We start from the raw sequence: 20,801 nt of genomic DNA, 5'->3' as shown, positions 1-20,801 counted from the left end.
AATTATTATTTTAAAAAATCTTTAAATATAATTTTAATAACAAAAGTAACTAAATAATAATTTTAAAATAATTTTATAATATTAATATAATCACAAATTAAATCCGAATACATATATAGTTTTTGCCCTGAATTTACAAGGGAGTTGTTCATTATGTTTCTTTTAAAAGTCATCAATATATTAAAAATACTAAAATACGTATTTATTATTAGTATTTTTATCGTATCTAGAGATGCAATGGCTTCCGATGATTTATTAGAATATAAGGTAATGCCAAAAGATACAATTACAACAATATTGCAAACACTTTCCTTAAAACCAATTTATGGTAAAAATGGTTCTCTAGCAGAAGTATTAAAATTAAATCCTAAAAAACAAGAAAGTTTAGGAAATTGTATTTACGTTGGTGAAATTTTATTATTGCCTAAAAAAATTGTTAAAATAGAAGCAAATAAATTAAATGAAAATATTAAAAAAGAAAAAGTTTTAACAAAAAATAAAGAAAAAGAAAGTGAAATCAAAATAATTCAACCTGAAAAAAAGGTTCTTATTCAAAAAGAAATTGTAAAAAATCCAGTTCCAATAAAACCTACAGAAAAACCTAAAGAGAAACCTGTCGTGATTAGTAATCCACCAGCACAAAGTAACAATGTAAATAAACCTGTTATTGCTAACATTCCACCCGTTCAAAATAACACTGTAAACAAACCTGTCGTGATTAGTAATCCACCAGTGCAAAGTAACAATCTAAATAAACCTGTTATTGCTAACAATCCAGCTGTTCAAAGCAACAATGTTAACAAACCTGTCATTATTAATAATTCAAATTCACTTGAAAAAAAATCAAATGAAATTTTTATAGCAAATCAGAATGGAAATTATTCAAACAAGAATAATATCAATTTAATAAATCCTCAAAATCAATCTTCCATCAAGAATGAAGGTTTCTTCTTTTCAAAAACTGCATTGCCTGCATTACCATTAAGAACTGAAAAAATTCCAGTTAATAATGAAGTTTTAAATAGAAACTCAAATACAAATAAAATGAGTCCCGAAAGTGAATATGAATTTAATTTGGACACAAAAAATAGCTGTAATATCAATCAAAGCTGCAAATCATGGTTATGGGAACCATCTATAAAATGCTGCAAACCTACTAAAAGATATTTTCTATACTATGAAAATAACTCACTTTAAAAAGTACTAATAAAGTCTTTGCAATAAAAAATTGATCCAGCCTTTAAGTTGCTGCCACATGGTAAGTGAATTTTCTTTTGATGTAATATGAAGTCCAATATAAATAGCAATAAATATAAAACACCAAAATAATAAAAAATTAAAGTATTTTTTTAGCAATGATAATAAAAACTTTTTTCTTACTTTTTTAAATTCTTTTTCAAGAGCGAATTGAGCATCAATCCATCCCGTTACATATTCTTCAAAAATGCGCTTTTCTAAATGACTAAAATAAAAATGAGAACTTTTTGAGTCTAAACCAGATAATTCAGTCACATTACATTGCATTAATAACCAATTAGAGCGTGTCTTTTTTATTTCTTCTAGAGCCGTAACTATAAATTTCTTTTTAAAATAATGATATGACAAAAAAGAGAACAATCTATAAGGAGAAATTTTTGAATTTGCGGCTAATGATTTTTTTAATAAAGATAGAAAAACATCTGAAATATCTTCGGAACCCGATTTGATATTTGAAAAAAGTGCAGCCTTAAATAACGCATTTGTGCCAATATCAAAAGCTTCTATTTCGCTTCCGATCACATCGGCTAAAATTAAATTCCGATTATTGCGCCCTTTTTTGCTATAGATGCTGGAAGTTGTATTCACAAAAGATCAATCTCACTAAAATTACTTAAACCACTCACTTCTGGCAAATACTCTATATCGTTCTTTGGTACAAGTACTTGACGTTCAGCACCTCTAATATGAGCAACATAACGAGAACATTCTTTATGAGAGTTTTCTTTGAAAGGAGCAAATGGACACTGCGCGCCACATGCCGATTTTACCCCACAAACATCACTAAGCACTAATTTCCCTTCCGTATCGACTAGACCTTGCTTAACATGATATGGGCATCTGCTTTCCTTCATATTTCACCCCATGGTTATTAATTTGGAACAAAATATTTCATGCGCAAAAATTTACGCATTTCTTATTTTGACACATTTTTAAGCTTGTATTGCTTTAAACTGAGTAAAGCATATTGGTTTTACCTAGTCAAATTTTTTTCAATTCAAATTAATAAACAAGACTTAATTTTACATGTCATTTTTTTGATTTAGTAAGAATATGGACAACCAGAATAAAATTCTACTCAAATTTTAAAAATCTATCTTTAATAAAACGAATAAAATAAATATTATTTTGATTTCTCTTTGAGTTTTCAACATATTTTTTAATAGAAAGAAATAAAATGATTAATTATAACAAATATACTAATATAACAAAAGAAGAACTTTGGCTTCTTCAATCAAAACTAAAAAACAATGAAATTAGAAAAGTAACAACTTATCTTACAAATAAAAAGGATAATTCCAATTTTAAATTTTCAGAAATTTTAGACATATGTAATATAGATAATAAATATGACTTATTAAATTTTTACAATGACTTAAAAAGAAAAGAAACTTCTATAGATAATAAATTCATAGATCGTTTTTATCTTGAATCCATATTACAAAAAAAACTACAACATCCTTCCTTACTCGCTTTTCAATATTTAGGAAATCCTAAAATTTTATCAAAACCTGTTGTTGCTATAATTGGATCACGAAAACCAACTTATTATGGAAGACAACAAGCGCAATATTTTAGTAAAGAACTCGCTATAGCCGGTTGCACCATTTTATCTGGTGGCGCAATTGGAATTGATGCCATTGCAAATGCCGTAGGCTACGAATATGGTTCCACTTGCGCAATTATAGGGAGCGGAATAAGAAATTTTTACCCCTCTTCTAATTTGAGCCTTTTTCAAAAAATAGGAAATTCAACAAATGGTTTAATTCTAAGTGAATTTAATTCGTTTGAAAAACCACAAAAATGGAATTTTCCAAGAAGAAATCTTTCTATTGCTGCTATTGCTCATTTTGTTTTAGTTATAGAAGCTGCAGTTACAAGTGGGAGTTTAATTACGGCTAATGCAGCGGCCGAATTTGGGATTGATGTAGGCGCTCTCCCAGGAGCGGTTAATCATGCAAATAGTTTAGGTGCTATTGAGCTCATAAAAAATGGAGCATTTTGTATTCAATCTCCAAGAGATGTATTAGAAAGAATTTCGTTTCTGAAACAATATAAAACTCTTGATTAGGGCTATAAAATTGAAAAAAGAATATGTTGAAAATTCTATGTTTCTTTGCAATTATAAATCATTGCAATTATTTGTTGATGAATTTATAAAACATTATAAAAATGATTTAAACACTCAATGGTCAATTGTTTGTGAAAGAAAAGAAGATTTAGTCACAATTCGAAATCAAGTTTTGTTTGAAATTGAAAAAAGACTATTTGATAATAAAACAAATACAAAATCTTTTTTTGGAATTTCAATGTATACTTTAGACAACCTTGCTCGTAATTTTTGTGCTTCTTTATCTTCTACATCTTCATTAAAAATTAAAAATGAAATTCCTAAATTTATTTCCTTACCTTATCTTGATGTTATAAATCAAGAACTATTAATTGAAAATATTTTAAAATTATATGGCTATAATAGTAATGACTCACTACCAATAGCAAAACAAATTTTATCCTTAATTGATATAAATTGGCCTGAAGATTATAGTTTTGCAAAACTATTAATCAGTACACAAAATAAAGAAAATATTAAAACAGTTCAAGAAATAAATGAAATTGCTTTAAGACAAATACTTGGAAGTTTTCAGTATGGCACATATGAATTAGCAAATTATAGTAGACTCCAAAGTTTGGTCAAAGACTATTTACAAGGAATATTTATCGATCACTTATCTGAATATTCAGATAAAATTGTATTACCTTATCAATTTTTGAATGGAAATATTTTATGGATTTCTGCTCCTGAGCTTTTAAATGAATTACCTATAATTGCCGAATCAAAAAAAGATTATAATTCATGCAATACGATAAAACCTGGTAATTTTCAAAGTTTTTATGTTGATGAATTTAAAAAATCTATATTAAAAGCTCGAAATATATTAAATATAAATAATTTATTTATTTCTTCGAGAACAATTTTAAAAGAAGCACAAAATGAAATTGAGCTTAAACATGATCATATAAGTTATTATATATCAGAAAATAGGCATTGTTTTTCAGAAAATTCCAAAAATATATTAAATGATCAAAATACATTTTGTATTTTAGCCGATTTTGATCCTGGTAAATTTAAAGAATCACAACCAGATGCCGCTGGTAATTATCAAATTACGAAACAAATGATATCAAATTGGGAAATGAATAATACAAACTATACAGATGCAAAAGAAATTTTTCCTCAAATTGATAACTTATTTGAAAAATTTATTGAACAATTATCTTTAATTGGAAATGAAAAAAAACTAAATGAAATTGGAAAAATTTATGATTTAGATGTCAAACAAAAAAATGATGAATTCATAAAACATCTCTTTTATAAATCTATTGAAAATGAAAAAATTCAAATTGGAAAACCACACCCTATTTCATTATATCCTAAAGCTCTATCTTATTTTTCAACAAATAAATTACCGCAAAAAATAGTCTCTATTGGCAGAGCGCATGCGCCAACAGGTTCAAGCTTTCATGTTAAAGTTTTAAATAATGCGATTTCAATTTTAAGAAAACAAGGAATTTCAATTGATCTTCCGGCAAGTGAAATTATGTATCGTGGTTTTTGGAAAAATATAGCTAATCTTGGCATTCCTCTTGAGTTTTGGCTAGAGAATCTTTCAGAAATAAATGATTTCCCAAAATATTTAATCCCCAAAAAAAATATTTTTAAATTTGGAATTTCTTTTCCAGAATCATCTGAAAGTCATTTAATAGAATTATTAACTCAAAAAACAGAAAATAATAATAATATTTTTCCTATTTGGAATGAATATCTTATTCAATGCAATTATAAAATTTCAATAACAAGTTTTGAAAAATATGTAAATTGTCCACTCCAGTTTTTATTGCAAGATGTTTTAGGAATTAAACAAAATGATAATAGCATTCTTAAAACAGATCATTTAGAAATTGGTAGTAAAATGCACCTCATTGCGGAACAATTTATAACACGAATTGTTACAACTTTAGGCAATAGTAATTATAGTAAAACTATGCTTCCCATCTATGAAGATATCATTTTTAATTTAAAAAATGAAAATATATTTTTAAGCAATAATAAATCAGATTGGATAAAAATATTTTGCAATGCTATTGAAAAACATGGATTTTTATTTGAAGTATTTCTCAAAGAAGCATCTATAGAAGCAATTGATAATTTATGGAATATAAATAAAAATAATGAAAAATCTAAATTCATACTTATACAGGAACGGGAGATATTAAAAAGAACATTTTATCGTTTTATCCAAATAGAGAAAAAATTTGCTGAAGATATTGATGAAAAACTGACAGGAATTGAACGAGAAAGACCAATATCGCTTTCGCTAGGGGGGCTCGTTTTTTCTGGTAAAATTGATAGAATAGATGCTACTCAATTTGGTTTAAGAATAATTGATTACAAGACATCAAATATTCCTAAAACAGAAAAAAAACTTTCTATACTACCATCTGAATTAATTGAAATGAAAAGCTCTAAATTAAGTGTCCAAGGTGCATTATATTGTTTAGCTTGGTCTCAAACAAAATTAGTAGAAGAAGATGATTTATTTCGCAATCAAATCAGGTCATTTTCATTATATCATTTAAAAAACCTAGATGAAAAAGCGAATCCTATATTAAATTATGAATTTGGCGGCGATGGATTAAAAAAAGATAATATACATTATCAAAAACTTTACAATGAATATTTAGTCTATGCAAATAACTTAAAATCTGGTAATTTTTATCCAAAACCAATCAAAAAAAATACATGTGAATTTTGTGATTTTAAATCAATATGTCCTATATCGAAAAAACAAAATGATGAAGATAATACAGATAATAATACGAATTAATTATTATGAGTTATTTTTAAAGGTAATTAAAATGAAAAAATTTACCATAGAGCAAGATAAATGCATCCATTTTTACCCAAATAAATTGGATTTAAAACAAAATTTATTGATAGAAGCAGGTGCTGGTGCTGGTAAAACAGCTGTATTAACCGAACGAACAAAATGGTTATTATCATATAAAAAATTAAATATAAGCCCATCACAATTATTTATAGTAACATTTTCTAAAGATGCCGCTTCTCAAATTCAAGAAAGAATTGAAAAAGAACTTTCACAAATAGATCAACTTTCTGATGCTATTTCTTTTATACATATTTCTACAATAGATAGCTTTTTTTCAGAACTTGTAAATTGCATTTATCCAACATGGTGGGAATTAAATCAAAAAAGAAAAAACTTTTATTCTATGCCACCTCGCCTGCAACTCATTGATGAAGAAATAATTTGTAATGAAGTATACAAAGCCATTCAAAATTATTTAATTAATAATAATTATAGCGAGTATCAGTTATCTTTAACAATTGATTTTATATTATCGGGAGCGCTAAAAAAGGGTTTTAATAACAATCGCGGAACACTAGATTCTATTTTAAAAACTTTATGTGACGCTACTTTTTTAGCTGCAAGTTCTGAAGAATTAAGAATCGCTGCTAAAAAAATACATCCTTCTACCCAAATATTAATTCATGATTTCCATAAAATTGCGCGTTTAGAATATGAAAAAAGAATTATTAAAGGTGAATTTACCTATTCAGACAGAACTTTATTTTTAAAAGAAAATTTAAAGAATCACGTACCAATTCAGCTTCAAGAATTGATTGTGGATGAATATCAAGACACAAACCAAATTCAACATGACATTTTATTTGATATGGTTCAGGAATGCAATGGACGCATGGTTGTTGTCGGTGACCCAAAACAAAGTATATACGGTTTTAGAAATGCGAGTGTCGATGTTTTTCAAAATTTAAAAAATAATAAATCTTGGGAACACATTGAACTAAAGAAAAACTTTCGCTCTAATCCAAATTTACTAAATGAAATTAACCAACTTTCAAAATTGGCATTTCAATGGGATAATCCTAACTTTCCCGATGAATTTAAAAATTCGTATTTTTATGAAGAAGCAATTAAAAAATATACCCCAGAAAATGCTCTTGAAGCAGGTAAAACAAATAATTCTTTAAATAATGAAAAATACATTCATCTGGTAACAGCATCACTGAATGCAGATCGTTTTACTTCAGAAAATCAAAATGACATCATAATAGAAAATGGTTTAAAATTAGAAAGATATTCAATAGAATGCTACGTTAATTTTATAAAAAACTATCAAAAAACAAATGACTTAAAATGGAAAGATATGGTTATTTTATGTGAAGAAAATAACGATGCATTTAAAGTTGTTCAATCTTTGAAAAAATCTTCTATCCCTGTTTTATATATATCAAAAAATGAAAAAGACATTGAATCTAATTTAGAATTTTTAGTTGCCCTTGCACTGGCTAAATCTCTTTTAAATGAAGAAGATGATTTAGATATATATCATATTTTGCATAGTCCTTTATCTTTTATGAGTCATTCAGAAATTGAAAATTATTTTTTTCATCGAAAAAATAATAAAATTATTTTTAATGAAATAATACAAAAAATTGAAGAACATAAAATAATAGCAAAAGATAATTTTTTTAAAGCATGGCAGTTATTACGATGGGGCTTAGTAAAAATACATAAAAAGATAAACTCAAAAACAAACGCAAGTTTATTTTGCGCAAGAATGGATTTATTTTCTTATACTTTAGCTCAAAAACTTGAATCCCCGACATTCAGAGATTCATTAGAAGATAAAGTCAAAACGAACTTAGACAATTCAATCCTTAAAAAAAATACAAATCCATTATTTCCTACCGCACTTTCACAATGGCGCTTAGATTCTTGGGAGAGTGAATCGACTGAGACGGACGATCTACTTGAAGTAAAAACAGTACATAAAGCTAAAGGCTTAGAATGGAAACATGTCATTTTTTATCCAAAGCATGGAAGGGCTAAAAATTTAGGAAAATTTGTGAGCTCTAATTCAGGTAAATATTTAGATATAACTTGGCTTCAAGATGATACTGAAAATCTTTCTGTAGTCCATCGAATTGAGAACAAGTACTTTGCTGAAACAGATTCATTTACCGAATATAAAACAAATGGAGATGTTAAAACGACCTTCTTTTTTCCTGAATTAAGGAAACAAGCTGAACAAGACTTTGAAAGACAGCGTGTTTTTTATACAGCATTTACTAGAGCAGAAAATGCATTTATCTTACTTCAGCCCAAAAGATTAAAAAAAGATGGTATAAGAGATGATTTAGGAAAAACGACACACAGAGATCCTCTTCCTTTTCAAAAATATATAGAAGAAGATATTTTTCTTAAATATTTAGATTTTCATTTTGACTTAAGAGGTTTTCCAAAGCCAAAAGGAAAACTTGCCAAAACAAACGAAACCAAACCACCTCCAGAGCCTTGGTTTCAAAATGATGAAACATATCCTAAACCCTATTTGAGTGAAAATAAGTTTGTTTCTTATTATGAATATGGACCTCATTTTTTAGAAAATATAATTTTAAAAGAAGCAAAATCAGAGCACTTTAATAATGAAAATTATTCCATTAAAAATTCAATTTCTTTAAATTATTTTTTAAATAAATACCCTTTTTTGGAAGATTCTAACTTAGAAAATGATTTGATTAAATCTGAAAATGTTGAAAATAATGAAATTCTAGAATTAAATGAAAGTAACAATTTACCAAAATATTCTAATTTAAAAAGTAAAATAGAAAATGCTAAAAAAACCAGAGATCTTGTAAATAAAGGCATATTATACCATGCTGCTGCAGAAAATAAAAAAGCTTCAAAAAAATCTTTACAATATTTAATAGAATCCTCTTCAATTCAAGTATTTCATGAGTTTGAAATTTGGTCAAAAAAAGATGATAAAAATCATTTTATAAATACTTCAAGACATATCATAGATTTCTTAGCTATTATTAAGATTGAAAATTTTTTAAAGCTCCCTTTTCAATCTCTCTTTTCCATAAAAGAAGAATGTTATTTTCCATTTCAAACCGCTTTAAACAATTATAAACCAAGCACTCATATCTTATTTGTAATTGATTACAAAACAGGTAAAAAAGAAAATCAACATATAGACCAGATTTTAGAATATATGGATTTAACAAAATCTTTAAGTAATTTAGAGTATTTTTATGGAGATAAACTTAAGGAAACAGAATTTATAACACTTGGGGGTCTTTGTTATAACAAAAAATCGGAGGCATCAAGCCCCCTAAAATACATGGGGAAAGATTTACCTCCAAACCTAATTTTTGAAGAAGAACAGGTCTATCTTTTTGTATAAAAATATTCCTAGCAGAAATCCGACGTATTTCTTTGACCAAAACGTTAAAAAAAGTAAGAATTTTATAAAATCATTATTATAAGGACAATGATGTCTTCACTTTGTTTTTATATAACAGAAAATCTTAGGAAAAATATTAACCAGAATCAGCTGGATGCGATTCAGCATGCCTGTCAATCGACCTCTACGACTCTGAGTAATGAATCCTTAAATACAGAAATTATTTCGAGCATAAAAAAAGATACCGAATATTTTATTTTATCTGACGCAATTGATTTTGTTTATTTCGTTTCAAAAGCTAAAAATCTTATTAGCTCAAATTTTATTATCATGCCTAACGATAAAGAGCTTTCTCTTTTTGAAAAATACAAAGAAGAGATGAAAAGTATAAGGTATTTAATAGGAATCATTCATATTGATTTATTAAAAACAATTTTAGTTCAAATAATAACTTATAAATCTAATGCAAGTAAACCACTTATTCATAATTTAAATTTGTTGAATCCAACTATATTTACTCATAAAGTAATGCATTCTTCTGAAAGATCTGAGCTTCAATCAAAAGTAACAGATTTTTTCCACAATGAAATTCAAAAAAATAAAGATAAACTTGTTGCGGGATCTAATTCATATTCTAAAATACTAGGTGATATTGTTGATGAATTTTTAATGAATGCCATTTGGGATGCTTGTCCTACGAGAAATAATATTGATCGAACCATACCTGTTGCCTTAAAAGATGAAGAAAGCATAGAATTAAATTGCTTTTTCGAGGGTGTTAGTTTTGTTATGAGTGTTTGTGATAAATTTGGCACTTTTCAAGGCGATGGTATTACGAAATATATTCGATTTGGAGTCGGATATAAAGAAACAGAAGCCGTTAAAGAAGGAACCCCTGGGGCTGGTCTCGGCATTTTTATGATATTGCAAAAAATAGGTGTTTTAGTTTTTGAAGTTGAAAAAGGCAAATTAACGAGAGCGATTGCCATAGCAAGAGGTGATCAGTCTATCCGAGATGTTCAAAAGAAGCCGAAAACTGTATTGTTTTTTGAGAAATAATCAAATTTAATGACTACATCCTGAGCGACAAATATGTCTCATTGCCATTTGCGCAGCTTTAGCAGATGGAGAATCCTTATTTTTATGAAAACTTTGATATAAATCATTTTCACTTAATGAGGAGTCTTTTGTTTTATTTGTTACACTAAACGAAGTAACAGCACGGTGAATTTTATGTCCGCACGTTGGGCAGGCTTGAAGAGGCTCGTCCTTAAATGATTGAATTATTTCAAAAAAACAACATTCTTTTACTTCTTCATTTTCAGACCATAATGTAGGTTCATAGAGATAAATTGGCAAAATAAAGCCTCACTTAATAAAGTAAACAAATTGTACAATAATAAAGAATATTTTATAAGTCAATCTTCTAAATTAAAGAACTCCATATTGATCTTTTAGATATTCAAATTTATGTTCATTTGTCTTTAAAATTTGTTTTATTCTAAGACAACAAAGAAAAAGGAATTTATTTTGGAAAAATATCAAGAAAAAGTAGCATACTATTTAAATGAATTCCAAAAATATGAAAAAAAATATGGCAATGGAATTCCTTATTCCATAACTATAAATAAGGGAAAACATTCTGGTCATATTATTTTTTCTTCTCTTGTTCATGGCAATGAAGTTGGCTCTTTGCCTGGTATTCTAAAATGCATTGATGATATTATATCAAATAAAATTAAATTTTTTGGAAAAGTTTCATTTTTTCTTGGAAATATTGAAGCGTGCCTTAAAAATTTACGTTTTGTTGAATCCGATTTAAATCGGAGTTTTGGAGAAAATTATAAAGGCGCATTAAGTAAAGAAAGAAAAAGAGCTCTTGAAATCATGCCTCTGTTAAAACAAGCTGATGTTTATTTCGATTTTCATCAAACCATTATGCCCTGTTTAAAACCATTCTATATTTTTGAAATGAATAAACAAAGCTATTATTGGGCAAGAGCAGCTGGAGTTGCAAATACTTTAGTCACAAGGAAAAAAGGTGTTTCTTTTTCTTCTGCAGGAATGTGCACCGATGAATTTGTAAGATCTCTTCATAAAGCAGGTATTACGATAGAGTTAGGTGAAAAAGGCTTTCATAAAGAATCGGAAATTATGTCGTATGAAATTATGAAACGCTCTCTAAAATGTTTAGATAAAGTCTTTCTAAACCATAGCTCAATTATAAAACTTTCTCGCAAAAATATAGATTTTGAATTTTTGAATATTGTTTACAGAGAACCTTTTCATCATGCTAAAATGCAACTGAATGAAGGAATTATAAATTTTAAATCCATAACGACAGAGACAAAATTAGGCGTGAATCAATTTGGTAAGGACATATTTTCTAAATATTCTGGTTATATTTTATTTCCAAAATACCCCAAAAGAACTGAAAATGGTGAAGCAATACCTCCATTACCTGGAGAAATATTTGTTGTCGCAGATAAAACAAAAGAACACCCCTTAGTTTGGAAAGAATAATATTTCTAAATAAAAACTTTATAAATCTAAATAAAAACCTAGTCGAACTCCATATTCTTGATACTGCAAATTTATTGGTGTTGTTTTTAAATTTAGAGAATTATAATAAAATTTACTTTTTATACCCCAATCATTTCTTTCGTAAGTAAAAAGAAGTGCTGTTTCAAATCCATTACCACTTATGTTACCATAATTCGAATCGTTATTAGGAAATACAAGATCATATGCTCCCTCTGCATGTATTCCAAAGGATGAATAATTTAAAAATGTAATCCCGCCACCCATATTTAATTTTGATATAAATATACTTTCAATTTTAACAGATTGAAGATTTAAAGCACGAAAAACAAGGATTCCTCCATAACTATATTCTGTTTGTAAATATAAAAAAGAGAAGAGATTATATTTAGCGCCAGCAACAAAATTTATTTCTCTATTAACACTATTATTTATAGTAATTCCTGCATTGGAGTCTGAAACTTGTAAAATTGAATAGTTTACTCCTAAATAGGATTTAAAATCTTTATGCCAATTTTGAATAAATCCTACTTCTTCAAGAGAAGCAGCTCTAAATGTTAACTTTTGTGAAACATTATAAAGCTGATCTGTACCAGATATAGAAAAATAACGAAACTCACCATCTAAATAAAATGAATTAAATGGTTTGTCATTCTCTTTTTTTTCTTTCTCTGAATTATTACTTGGGTTATTTAATTTTTCATTATTTAATTCTGATTTTTGTTCCGTTTTTTCAGTTTCTATTGCGGCAGCTGTTGTTGTCAGCTCTTCCGCATGCAAATCGTATGATAAATAATATGAAATTAAAATAAGTATAAGTAATTTAATATATCTTATTTTTCTATTAAACAATATGAATCCTCCTTATAATTCATATTAATTACCAATACTTAAGGGAACGCTAAATTCACCTATGATACCAAAATCATTTATATTTGATTTCACTTGAGGTGTATTTACATTTCTATTTAAATAATATAACCTGCTACCAAATTCAAAAATGGAAAATTGTTTGTTTATTTTAAAAGACAATTCATATCCATTTCCTACACTTACAGGATTATATCCAAAAGGTAATGTGAATATATAACCAGCTTCTGTTGCAATTTTTAATGAATCTGTCTTAAGAAAATAAACACCTCCAGATATTTTATTATTAAAAGTAAATATTTTTTGTAATGAATTATTGTTACTATAAGGTTTATAAATGACATCTTGTGAAAAAGATAAGTCATTTATTACATACAAATTTTTATAAAAATTATAAAATAAGCCTAAATGGAAATTAAATAAATAATTTGGATTATTTGCAATGTTATAAAAAGATGAATTTAATAAATCTATATAAATAAAACCTAATGAAGAGTAAGTGGAAAATTCTTTTGTCCAATCTAATGAATATTTAAAATCGAAACTAGGACTTACAGATGAATTTAAAACGACATCAGTATTATTCTGTGTATTATACTCATGATAAGAAAGATAAGAAGTACCTAATGAATATTTAAATGCTGAGGGAATATCAAAGCCTTTATATGAAGTAACACTAATTTCATTAGAATTAGCAATTTCAACTCCGGAAGATTTTGCAGTTATCATGTAGGTATATGTTTTATTTGGAGCAATAGATTCATCTGTGAAATTAAGTGAATCTAAATTATCAGCAATAACTCTATATTCTTCGCCTTTTACAGTTGCTCGTTTAACCTCATATGTTGCTTTATTATTTTTATCATATTCCTCCCATTTCAATTCTATTTTTTTCTCATTTAATTTACCTGAAAGACTTTTAAAAAATATGGGGCTGTATAAAATTGAAACTTCATTTGAAGTAATTGTTTTTCCAGATGAATCAACTCCATTTACAATATAATAATAAGTATTATTTAAAACCAAATCCATGTCTTTAAATTCATTTTCTTTGATATTTTGTGAAAGGATCCTATACTGAGTTCCACTAAATAATGATCTTTGGATTTCAAATGTAAGAGGTTGTTGTTGATCTTTTACATCCCAGTTCAAAATAACATCTCTTGAATCCAATTTAGATTTTAATTCAATAGTCGTTTTTACTTCGGGTGGTGGAGGTTGTAATTCTTCATTTTTTTGTTGAATTGTTTTTGCAGGTAATTTTTTATTCACTAATATTGGAATTTTTATTTTTTCTCTTGGGTAAATTAAATTACCTTTTGTTTTCTTTTTATTAGGGTTTAATTCAAGAGTCTTTTTTAAGTAACCCTTTTTACCAAATATAGGAAATAATTTATATTTTTTAAGAATTTTATATAGGGTATCGTGTTTTTTTACGTTATAAATTAAATAATTTTTTTCAGCCGCATTTGTAATATCGTGTATAAAGGATAAGGCAACTAATAATATTATAAATATTTTATTTAAAAATCCTTTAAAACGATTCAAAATTAGTCTCTCCAAAAAATTTAATCTTTTATAAATTTCGGAAAGGATCTGAATGTAATAAATTCCTAGATGTTAAATTATTGACACATAAAATAAATTTTATTTTATATGCGATTGTAAGTCCGTTAAAGCAGTTACGGAATCACCAACTTTTAAGTGATTTAAAATTTCCCAAACAACATAAAATTCATGAAATTTAGCTTGTTCAAGAGGATATATAGCTGCTGGATTGTCTGTATCTTTATTTTCATTAAATTTATTTATGTTTTTATAATTCATAACAGGACGCAAAAGAAGAACATCCCCGTTGCCATAGGATTGAATTTCATTGTTTTGGTCAATAGACATGAGGTGCAACAGGTTTCGGATAATACCACCATGGGTAGACCATATATAAATATTGTTTGAGGTATTTTCTATTAATTTTTTTGATAATTTATTTTGCTCTTTCTCAAATGAAATAAAATTATCATTTAATTTTTTTAAATTTTTTGAAATTCTTTTTGAAACCATATGCCAAGACTCAGCTTCTTTTCCAGGGAATTTCGTGTTCCAAGGATCTTCTTTATAGGATTTAAAATATTCTTCTATTACTTTAGGATATTTTTCTGAATATTCATCTATGGTATAATTTGTTAATTCACCAGAATGGTATTCACGTAAAGAAACAGTTTCTATAAAACTTAATTTGATATTTAAATTTTTTTCTATCAGTTTAGACACAGTTTGCGATGTTTCTTTTGATCTTTGAAGATCAGATGTTAAACATTCTATTATTTTAGAATTGCTATTTTTAGTTAAAAGCAATTTTAGCAATTCAGTAATATGTTCAGCGGTTTTATGAGCTTGTTCAATGCCATTTGGGTTAAGTGAGCAATTTATTTGTCCTTGAAAACGCTTTTGTGCATTGTAATCAGTCTGCCCATGACGAAACAAAATTAATATTGGTAAACGATGTGATTCCTCAATTTGCATTTTTATTCCATAGTTAATTCATTAATATTCTCAAAAAAAAGTAAAGAATCAGGATTTGCCATAGACTCTTTATTTTTTACTTCATTTTTATTTACAATATTTTTTACTGCAATTTCTACAATTTTACCCGATTTTGTTTTAGGGATATCTGGTACAGCAATAATTTTAGCTGGAATATGTCTTGGCGAACAATTTATTTTTAATTTTAATTTTATATCCTGAATAAGCAAATCACTCAAATTTTTTCCTTCTTTCATCTTAACGAAAAGAATAATTCGAGAATCATTACCCCATTTTTGATCTATGGCTAGAGATTCTATTATTTCGTCAAACTGTTCTACTTGCCGATATATTTCAGCAGTTCCAATACGAACTCCACCAGGATTTAATGTGGAGTCAGATCTTCCATAAATAATGATACCACCATGATCATTTATTTCCATCCAGTCACCATGGTGCCAAACATTTTTATATTTATTAAAGTAACTTGCTTTATATTTTGAATTATCTTTGTCATTCCAAAAATATATTGGTTGAGATGGAAATGGCAATGAGCAGACAAGTTCTCCTTTATCACTATAAATCTTTTTGCCCTCATCTGAAAAAACTTCAACTTTCATTCCTAATCCACATGACTGTATTTCACCACGATAGACTTTTCCTATAGGGTTTCCAAGAACAAAACAGGAAATAATATCTGTACCACCTGATAAAGACGATAAACAAATATTTTGTTTTATATTTAAATAAACATAATCAAAACTTTCAGCAACCAAAGGCGACCCAGTAGAGCCAATCGTATCTAAATATTGAAATGAATACTTTTCTTTAGGAATTAAATTAATTTTTCGAATGGAATCTATAAACTTAGCAGAAGTACCAAAAAATCGAGCTTGTTCCTTATCAATATATTCAAATAAAACATCTGGTGATGGATAAAAAGGAGAACCATCATAAAGCAAAACAGTACATTCTGAAGCTAAACTTGATACAAGCCATTGCCACATCATCCAACCACATGTTGTATAATAAAATACCTTATCTCCAGATTTAAAATCACAATGCAATTGATGTTCTTTTAAATGTTGTAATAAAGTACCACCTGCCCCATGAACAATACATTTTGGAATTCCCGTTGTTCCTGAAGAATACATGATGTATAAGGGATGATTAAATGGCAATTGTTTAAATGAAATTTCTTTACTAGAGTATTCATTTAAAATAGAATGGTAAAATTTAAAATTTTCTTTTAAATTTTTAGAAAGCAAAAATTCACTATTTTTCTCTGAAAAATAGGATATCTCAACAATTTTTTTAATTGTAGGAAGCCTTTTTAAGGATTCATTTACTTTTTCAATAGTAGATATTTTTTTTCCATTGTATAAATAATAATCTGAATATACAAATACAGTAGGTTCTACTTGACTAAAACGATCGATAATACCCTGCACCCCAAAATCTGGAGAACAAAAAGTACAAATAGCACCAATACTTGATGCCGCAAGAAGAAAGACAATAGCCTCTGGTATATTTGGAATAAATAAAGCAATACGATCTTCTGTTTTTATATTATTTTCAATTAAAAATTGCTGAATTTTTGAAACATTTTGATTTAACTCCAGCCAAGTTAAATTACGTGAAAGAATATTTTCACCTTTAAAAAGGATGGCATTATCGTTATTTTTTTTCCTTAAAATATTTTCAGCGAAATTTAGCTTTGCTTCTGGAAACCATTTAACATTTTCAAAAGAAGTTAAATTTTCTGCTATTATATTTCCTTTTATAGTCGATTTTATATTCGTATAATCCCATAAAAAGCTCCAAAAATTTTCTACATTTTTTAAATGATCTGTCCCAATTGACCAGCGATAAAGCTCTTCAAAATTAGTAATATTTAAATTAAATTTTAAGTTAACAGCTTTTATAAAATGATACAAATTGGAAGAATAAACTTTTTCTTGTGAGGGTTCCCATTGACATTCGGCAGAACTTGTAAAAAATGTTTTAAATTGTTGAGCTTTAAACATAAATTAGCTTTCCTCTAATACAAAATTATGGTGGGTAGATCGGCCAAATTTATCTATTTTCACAAACACGAGATCGCAGTTTAAGATAGTACGTAGTCTATCTTCTGTGTCAATCTGTTTTGCTCTTGTTACGCATTCTACCGTGATCGATGTTTTGCCAACAGATTTAACGCAGCACAAAAACTCTAGAACGTCACCTAGTTTAGCGGGCTCATTAAAAAGAACTTCCGATATTTTTTTTGTTACAACATGATGCGTTTTTAAAATTTCCATGACATAAATACCAGCACACTCATCAGCCCATTGAACAAGAAGACCACCAAAAAGATTATTCGCTGCATTTAGATGCGCACTTAAAACTAAATGAGAAGTGACTCGAATATAAACCTTATTATTAATCACTACTTCGCTTGGGCTTACGACCCTAATTGGATTATTTGTTGACATTAATGTGCCTCAAAAGTTTAGGTTGGCTAACTTAAAATGATAAAATAATGTTTAGTACGTAAAAAATCAAATTACTAAGGAAAAAACAAAATGACGCCTGCACAAAAAGCAGCAGCTATTCTTGCTTTAGCTGGAGAAGAAAATGCTAGTAAATTAATACAAAATATTCCTGAATTTGAAGTCAAAAAAATATTAAGATCTTTTTCAAGAATACCAATGCTAACAGAAACTGATATTGAAAATATTGCAAAAGAATTCTTAAAAATAATTAAAAATTTAAACTCAGATTCTGCTAAATTCTCAATAGAACATGCAAAAAAAATATTATACGCTGCTAATAATACAATAAAAGACCCCAAATGGATTGATAGTATTTCAGATTCTTTTTTAATTGATGAAATTAGAAAAATATTAGATGAACTAGATGAAAAAATTCTTTTTAACTGGCTTAAATTAGAACTTCCACAAACAATATCTCTTGTTCTATCTATTTCAAATCCAGAAAAATCAAGCTCCCTATTTAAACGTTTTGAAGATTTTATTCGCTGTGAACTTATTTTACGTATCAGCCAAATGAATCATGTCGATACTCCCGAATTAGAAAATTTATATGAGGAGCTTGATAAACTAAAAAGAAATGTAAATCCTAGAGAAATCAATGCGGGTGGTTTTGAAAAAATTAAAAGTGTTTTGCAAGTTTCTTCAAAAGATCAAAGAGAAAAACTCCTTGAAGGGATAAAATTAAGAGACCCTGAACTAGCAAAAAAACTCATAGAAGATCTCCTCTCTTTAAGCAGACTTGCCGATCTGGATCAAATTCATTTATCTTACTTATGCTCTAGTTTAACAGATCAAATTCTTTCGATGGGACTTAGGCTAGAAAGCCCTGAAATAAAAGAAAAATTCTTAAGAGGTGTATCAAAAAAAAGAAGACATCTTATTGAAGAGTCATGGGAAGGACACAAACAACCCAAAAAAGAAGCGGAAGAGGCCGCTGCTTTTATTGTTAAAAAAGCATTAGAGTTAAAGGATTCTGGAAAAATTGTATTTCCCTGGGAAGAAACTTTGGTATAAACAAAGGTGCAAAGCTTATGGCATTTAGCCTTTTTCCCTTTCAAGGAGAGTTCCCAAATGAGCAGTAATAAAGAATATCCCGTTACCGTTGTTACCGGTTTTTTAGGATCAGGAAAAACAACTCTATTAAACAGAATGCTTCAAGAAAATCACGGTAAAAAAATTGCTGTTATTTTAAATGAAATTGGGGATGTTAATTTAGATTCCGAACTTGTTGTTCAAAGCATAGGCGAAGAGCTTAAAATCATGAATAACGGTTGTGTTTGTTGCACAGTTAGAGGAGATCTTACAAAAATTTGTCTCGATCTTATTAAAAAGAAAATTGATTTTGATCATGTTGTTATTGAAACAACGGGAATGGCAGACCCTAGCCCTGTTGCACAAACTTTTTTTATGGACGAAAACTTACGTAAATTCTTTTATCTTGATGCTGTTGTTACTGTAGTTGATGCAAAACATATTGATATCAATTTAGCTGAAATAAAAGAAACTCAAGACCAAATTGGTTTTGCTGATGTCATTTTATTAAATAAAATAGATACAATTAGTGAAGATAAAGTAAAAGAAGTAGAAACAAAAATAAAATCTATCAACTCAATAGCTAAAATTTTTAAAACAGTAAATTCAAATATTCAAATTGGAGAAGTTTTAGGAATTAATGCTTTTGATTTACAAGCAAGAAGCGAACTCGATCCTGAGATAACAAAAGAATACCACGAACATAATCACGATGATTCCATTCAAAGTATTTACCTTGAAGAAACACGTCCACTAGACATGGAACGTTTAAATCGATTTATGCAACTTGTCATTAGTGAATTAGGCAACCAAGTGTTACGTTATAAAGGCATTTTATATATTAAAGATGAACCTAAACGCATCGTGTTTCAAGGTGTACACACCACAATGGGAAGCAATGAAGACAGAGCTTGGGAAGAAAATGAAACGAAAAAAACAAGAATTGTTTTTATTGGACGCCATCTTCCAAAAGATGTTTTAGAAGAAGGCCTTTCTCTTTGTGTTGCTAAATAAACAGAAAATTATTTTATTCTTTTAAAAACATTTTTTTAGCTACATTGCCAATGATGTTGGTGGTCACACCATCAAAAGTGCCACCAACTAAAGCTCCTACTAAAGGAACAGCCTTTCCAAAATTAATCACTCCCGTCCCACCAAATCTTGATAATAAACGAAATCCAACCGCTTTATTGATTTTTATAATTGTTTCTTGGCTAATTTTATGAAGAATATTATTCAAAAACTTTGTACTCAATTCTATTCCTACATTTTTCAAAATATCACTTCCAGCAGAGCCACACATACAAGCAAAAATCATGGTTTTTACACGGTCGTCTCGAACATCATATCCATTCATGATTGCAATGGCAGCAATCATACGAACCTGAACAAATAAAACACTTGCAAGATTTGCCGGAATAGTAACCGGAATAGCAATGATTCCGCCAAGCCCAGCAGCAAAACCTAAAGCAGCTGCTTTTGTATTTTGCCAACGGATTAAGGAATCAATTCTATTTTCCAATGAGCCTTCTTCTCTTAAATAGCTTTCTGCAAGAGTATGAGAGCTTTCAATACCAATTAAAGCATTTGAAGTTGCTTTTTCATAAGCCCAATCAAGGGCTTTCATTATTAAAGATTCACTCAGTTTTTCTGACATTTTATAAACCATTCTTTATTGATAAAACAATATAAATATTTCCTAACTTTTTTATGTAGGAAAATAATTTACCTCTATCAAAATTTTGAATA

17 protein-coding genes are annotated in these 20,801 nt (G+C 27.9%); 8 read left to right on the top strand and 9 right to left on the bottom strand.

Annotated elements, in window-relative coordinates; genetic code table 11:
- The first annotated feature begins 153 nt into the window (after positions 1–153).
- Positions 154–1,197, top strand: a complete 1,044-nt coding sequence (locus tag GCL60_RS02130; RefSeq protein WP_153418214.1) for a hypothetical protein — start codon at positions 154–156, stop codon at positions 1,195–1,197.
- Between the two features lie 6 nt (positions 1,198–1,203).
- Here GCL60_RS02130 and GCL60_RS02125 read toward each other — a convergent pair whose 3' ends face one another.
- Positions 1,204–1,845 carry a hypothetical protein gene (locus GCL60_RS02125; RefSeq protein ID WP_153418213.1) on the bottom strand — a complete coding sequence of 214 codons (642 nt, stop codon included), beginning with the start codon at positions 1,843–1,845 and terminating at the stop codon, positions 1,204–1,206.
- Positions 1,842–2,048, bottom strand: coding sequence for a hypothetical protein (locus GCL60_RS02120; protein WP_153418212.1), 207 nt, complete (start codon positions 2,046–2,048; stop codon positions 1,842–1,844). The genes GCL60_RS02125 and GCL60_RS02120 overlap by 4 nt, the downstream gene beginning before the upstream one ends.
- A 386-nt stretch (positions 2,049–2,434) precedes the next feature.
- Between GCL60_RS02120 and GCL60_RS02115 the strand changes: the two genes are divergently transcribed.
- The 4 genes from GCL60_RS02115 to GCL60_RS02100 all read left to right on the top strand — a co-directional run bounded on the left by GCL60_RS02115 (position 2,435) and on the right by GCL60_RS02100 (position 10,611).
- Positions 2,435–3,328: a DNA-processing protein DprA gene (locus GCL60_RS02115; protein ID WP_153418211.1), complete on the top strand. Its 894-nt coding sequence runs from the start codon at positions 2,435–2,437 to the stop codon at positions 3,326–3,328.
- A 10-nt stretch (positions 3,329–3,338) separates the two neighbouring features.
- Entirely contained in the window at positions 3,339–6,143 is a 2,805-nt protein-coding gene (locus GCL60_RS02110; RefSeq protein WP_153418210.1) for a PD-(D/E)XK nuclease family protein, read from the top strand.
- 31 nt (positions 6,144–6,174) lie between these two features.
- Positions 6,175–9,552 (top strand): UvrD-helicase domain-containing protein, encoded by a 3,378-nt coding sequence (locus GCL60_RS02105; protein ID WP_161998044.1) that lies wholly within the window; start codon positions 6,175–6,177, stop codon positions 9,550–9,552.
- Between the two features lie 90 nt (positions 9,553–9,642).
- Positions 9,643–10,611, top strand: a complete 969-nt coding sequence (locus GCL60_RS02100; protein WP_153418208.1) for a hypothetical protein — start codon at positions 9,643–9,645, stop codon at positions 10,609–10,611.
- Positions 10,612–10,617: 6 nt separating this feature from the next.
- On the opposite strand, the gene GCL60_RS02095 is transcribed toward GCL60_RS02100, so the two are convergent.
- Entirely contained in the window at positions 10,618–10,911 is a 294-nt protein-coding gene (locus GCL60_RS02095; RefSeq protein WP_153418207.1) for an FmdB family zinc ribbon protein, read from the bottom strand.
- 171 nt (positions 10,912–11,082) lie between these two features.
- Between GCL60_RS02095 and GCL60_RS02090 the strand changes: the two genes are divergently transcribed.
- A complete protein-coding gene (locus GCL60_RS02090) occupies positions 11,083–12,075 on the top strand; it encodes a M14 family metallopeptidase (protein ID WP_161998043.1) in 993 nt (330 codons plus the stop codon).
- An 18-nt stretch (positions 12,076–12,093) separates the two neighbouring features.
- On the opposite strand, the gene GCL60_RS02085 is transcribed toward GCL60_RS02090, so the two are convergent.
- The 5 genes from GCL60_RS02085 to GCL60_RS02065 form a co-directional block, all read right to left on the bottom strand.
- The gene (locus GCL60_RS02085; RefSeq protein ID WP_153418205.1) at positions 12,094–12,945 is read right to left on the bottom strand and encodes a hypothetical protein; all 852 of its coding nucleotides are present in this window, start codon (positions 12,943–12,945) and stop codon (positions 12,094–12,096) included.
- A 24-nt stretch (positions 12,946–12,969) separates the two neighbouring features.
- Positions 12,970–14,511, bottom strand: coding sequence for a fibronectin type III domain-containing protein (locus GCL60_RS02080; RefSeq protein ID WP_161998042.1), 1,542 nt, complete (start codon positions 14,509–14,511; stop codon positions 12,970–12,972).
- A gap of 99 nt (positions 14,512–14,610) precedes the next feature.
- Complete coding sequence (locus GCL60_RS02075; protein WP_153418203.1) at positions 14,611–15,486, bottom strand: histidine phosphatase family protein; 876 nt, start codon at positions 15,484–15,486, stop codon at positions 14,611–14,613.
- A gap of 2 nt (positions 15,487–15,488) precedes the next feature.
- Positions 15,489–17,513, bottom strand: a complete 2,025-nt coding sequence (locus GCL60_RS02070; RefSeq protein WP_153418202.1) for an acetoacetate--CoA ligase — start codon at positions 17,511–17,513, stop codon at positions 15,489–15,491.
- 3 nt (positions 17,514–17,516) lie between these two features.
- Positions 17,517–17,960 (bottom strand): acyl-CoA thioesterase, encoded by a 444-nt coding sequence (locus tag GCL60_RS02065; protein WP_153418201.1) that lies wholly within the window; start codon positions 17,958–17,960, stop codon positions 17,517–17,519.
- Positions 17,961–18,050: 90 nt separating this feature from the next.
- Here GCL60_RS02065 and GCL60_RS02060 point away from each other — a divergent pair, with 90 nt between their 5' ends.
- Both GCL60_RS02060 and GCL60_RS02055 read left to right on the top strand, forming a co-directional pair.
- The gene (locus GCL60_RS02060; RefSeq protein ID WP_153418200.1) at positions 18,051–19,034 is read left to right on the top strand and encodes a FliG C-terminal domain-containing protein; all 984 of its coding nucleotides are present in this window, start codon (positions 18,051–18,053) and stop codon (positions 19,032–19,034) included.
- A 57-nt stretch (positions 19,035–19,091) separates the two neighbouring features.
- Positions 19,092–20,066: a CobW family GTP-binding protein gene (locus GCL60_RS02055; protein WP_153418199.1), complete on the top strand. Its 975-nt coding sequence runs from the start codon at positions 19,092–19,094 to the stop codon at positions 20,064–20,066.
- 13 nt (positions 20,067–20,079) lie between these two features.
- Here GCL60_RS02055 and GCL60_RS02050 read toward each other — a convergent pair whose 3' ends face one another.
- A complete protein-coding gene (locus GCL60_RS02050) occupies positions 20,080–20,709 on the bottom strand; it encodes an EcsC family protein (RefSeq protein ID WP_153418198.1) in 630 nt (209 codons plus the stop codon).
- Between the last annotated feature and the right edge of the window lie 92 nt (positions 20,710–20,801).

Origin of the sequence: Silvanigrella paludirubra (genome assembly GCF_009208775.1) — a bacterium.
Classification (GTDB): Bacteria; Bdellovibrionota_B; Oligoflexia; order Silvanigrellales; family Silvanigrellaceae; genus Silvanigrella; species Silvanigrella paludirubra.
The sequence above is the reverse complement of the archived record's forward strand: the minus strand, read 5'-3'. Positions and strand labels throughout refer to the sequence as shown.

Coding starts and splice junctions, on each gene's coding strand:
- GCL60_RS02115 (WP_153418211.1), top strand. CDS start 2,435: ATGATTAATTATAACAAATATACTAATATAACAAAAGAAGAACTTTGG.
- GCL60_RS02065 (WP_153418201.1), bottom strand. CDS start 17,960: ATGTCAACAAATAATCCAATTAGGGTCGTAAGCCCAAGCGAAGTAGTG.
- GCL60_RS02055 (WP_153418199.1), top strand. CDS start 19,092: ATGAGCAGTAATAAAGAATATCCCGTTACCGTTGTTACCGGTTTTTTA.
- GCL60_RS02105 (WP_161998044.1), top strand. CDS start 6,175: ATGAAAAAATTTACCATAGAGCAAGATAAATGCATCCATTTTTACCCA.
- GCL60_RS02130 (WP_153418214.1), top strand. CDS start 154: ATGTTTCTTTTAAAAGTCATCAATATATTAAAAATACTAAAATACGTA.
- GCL60_RS02100 (WP_153418208.1), top strand. CDS start 9,643: ATGTCTTCACTTTGTTTTTATATAACAGAAAATCTTAGGAAAAATATT.
- GCL60_RS02075 (WP_153418203.1), bottom strand. CDS start 15,486: ATGCAAATTGAGGAATCACATCGTTTACCAATATTAATTTTGTTTCGT.
- GCL60_RS02060 (WP_153418200.1), top strand. CDS start 18,051: ATGACGCCTGCACAAAAAGCAGCAGCTATTCTTGCTTTAGCTGGAGAA.
- GCL60_RS02070 (WP_153418202.1), bottom strand. CDS start 17,513: ATGTTTAAAGCTCAACAATTTAAAACATTTTTTACAAGTTCTGCCGAA.
- GCL60_RS02050 (WP_153418198.1), bottom strand. CDS start 20,709: ATGTCAGAAAAACTGAGTGAATCTTTAATAATGAAAGCCCTTGATTGG.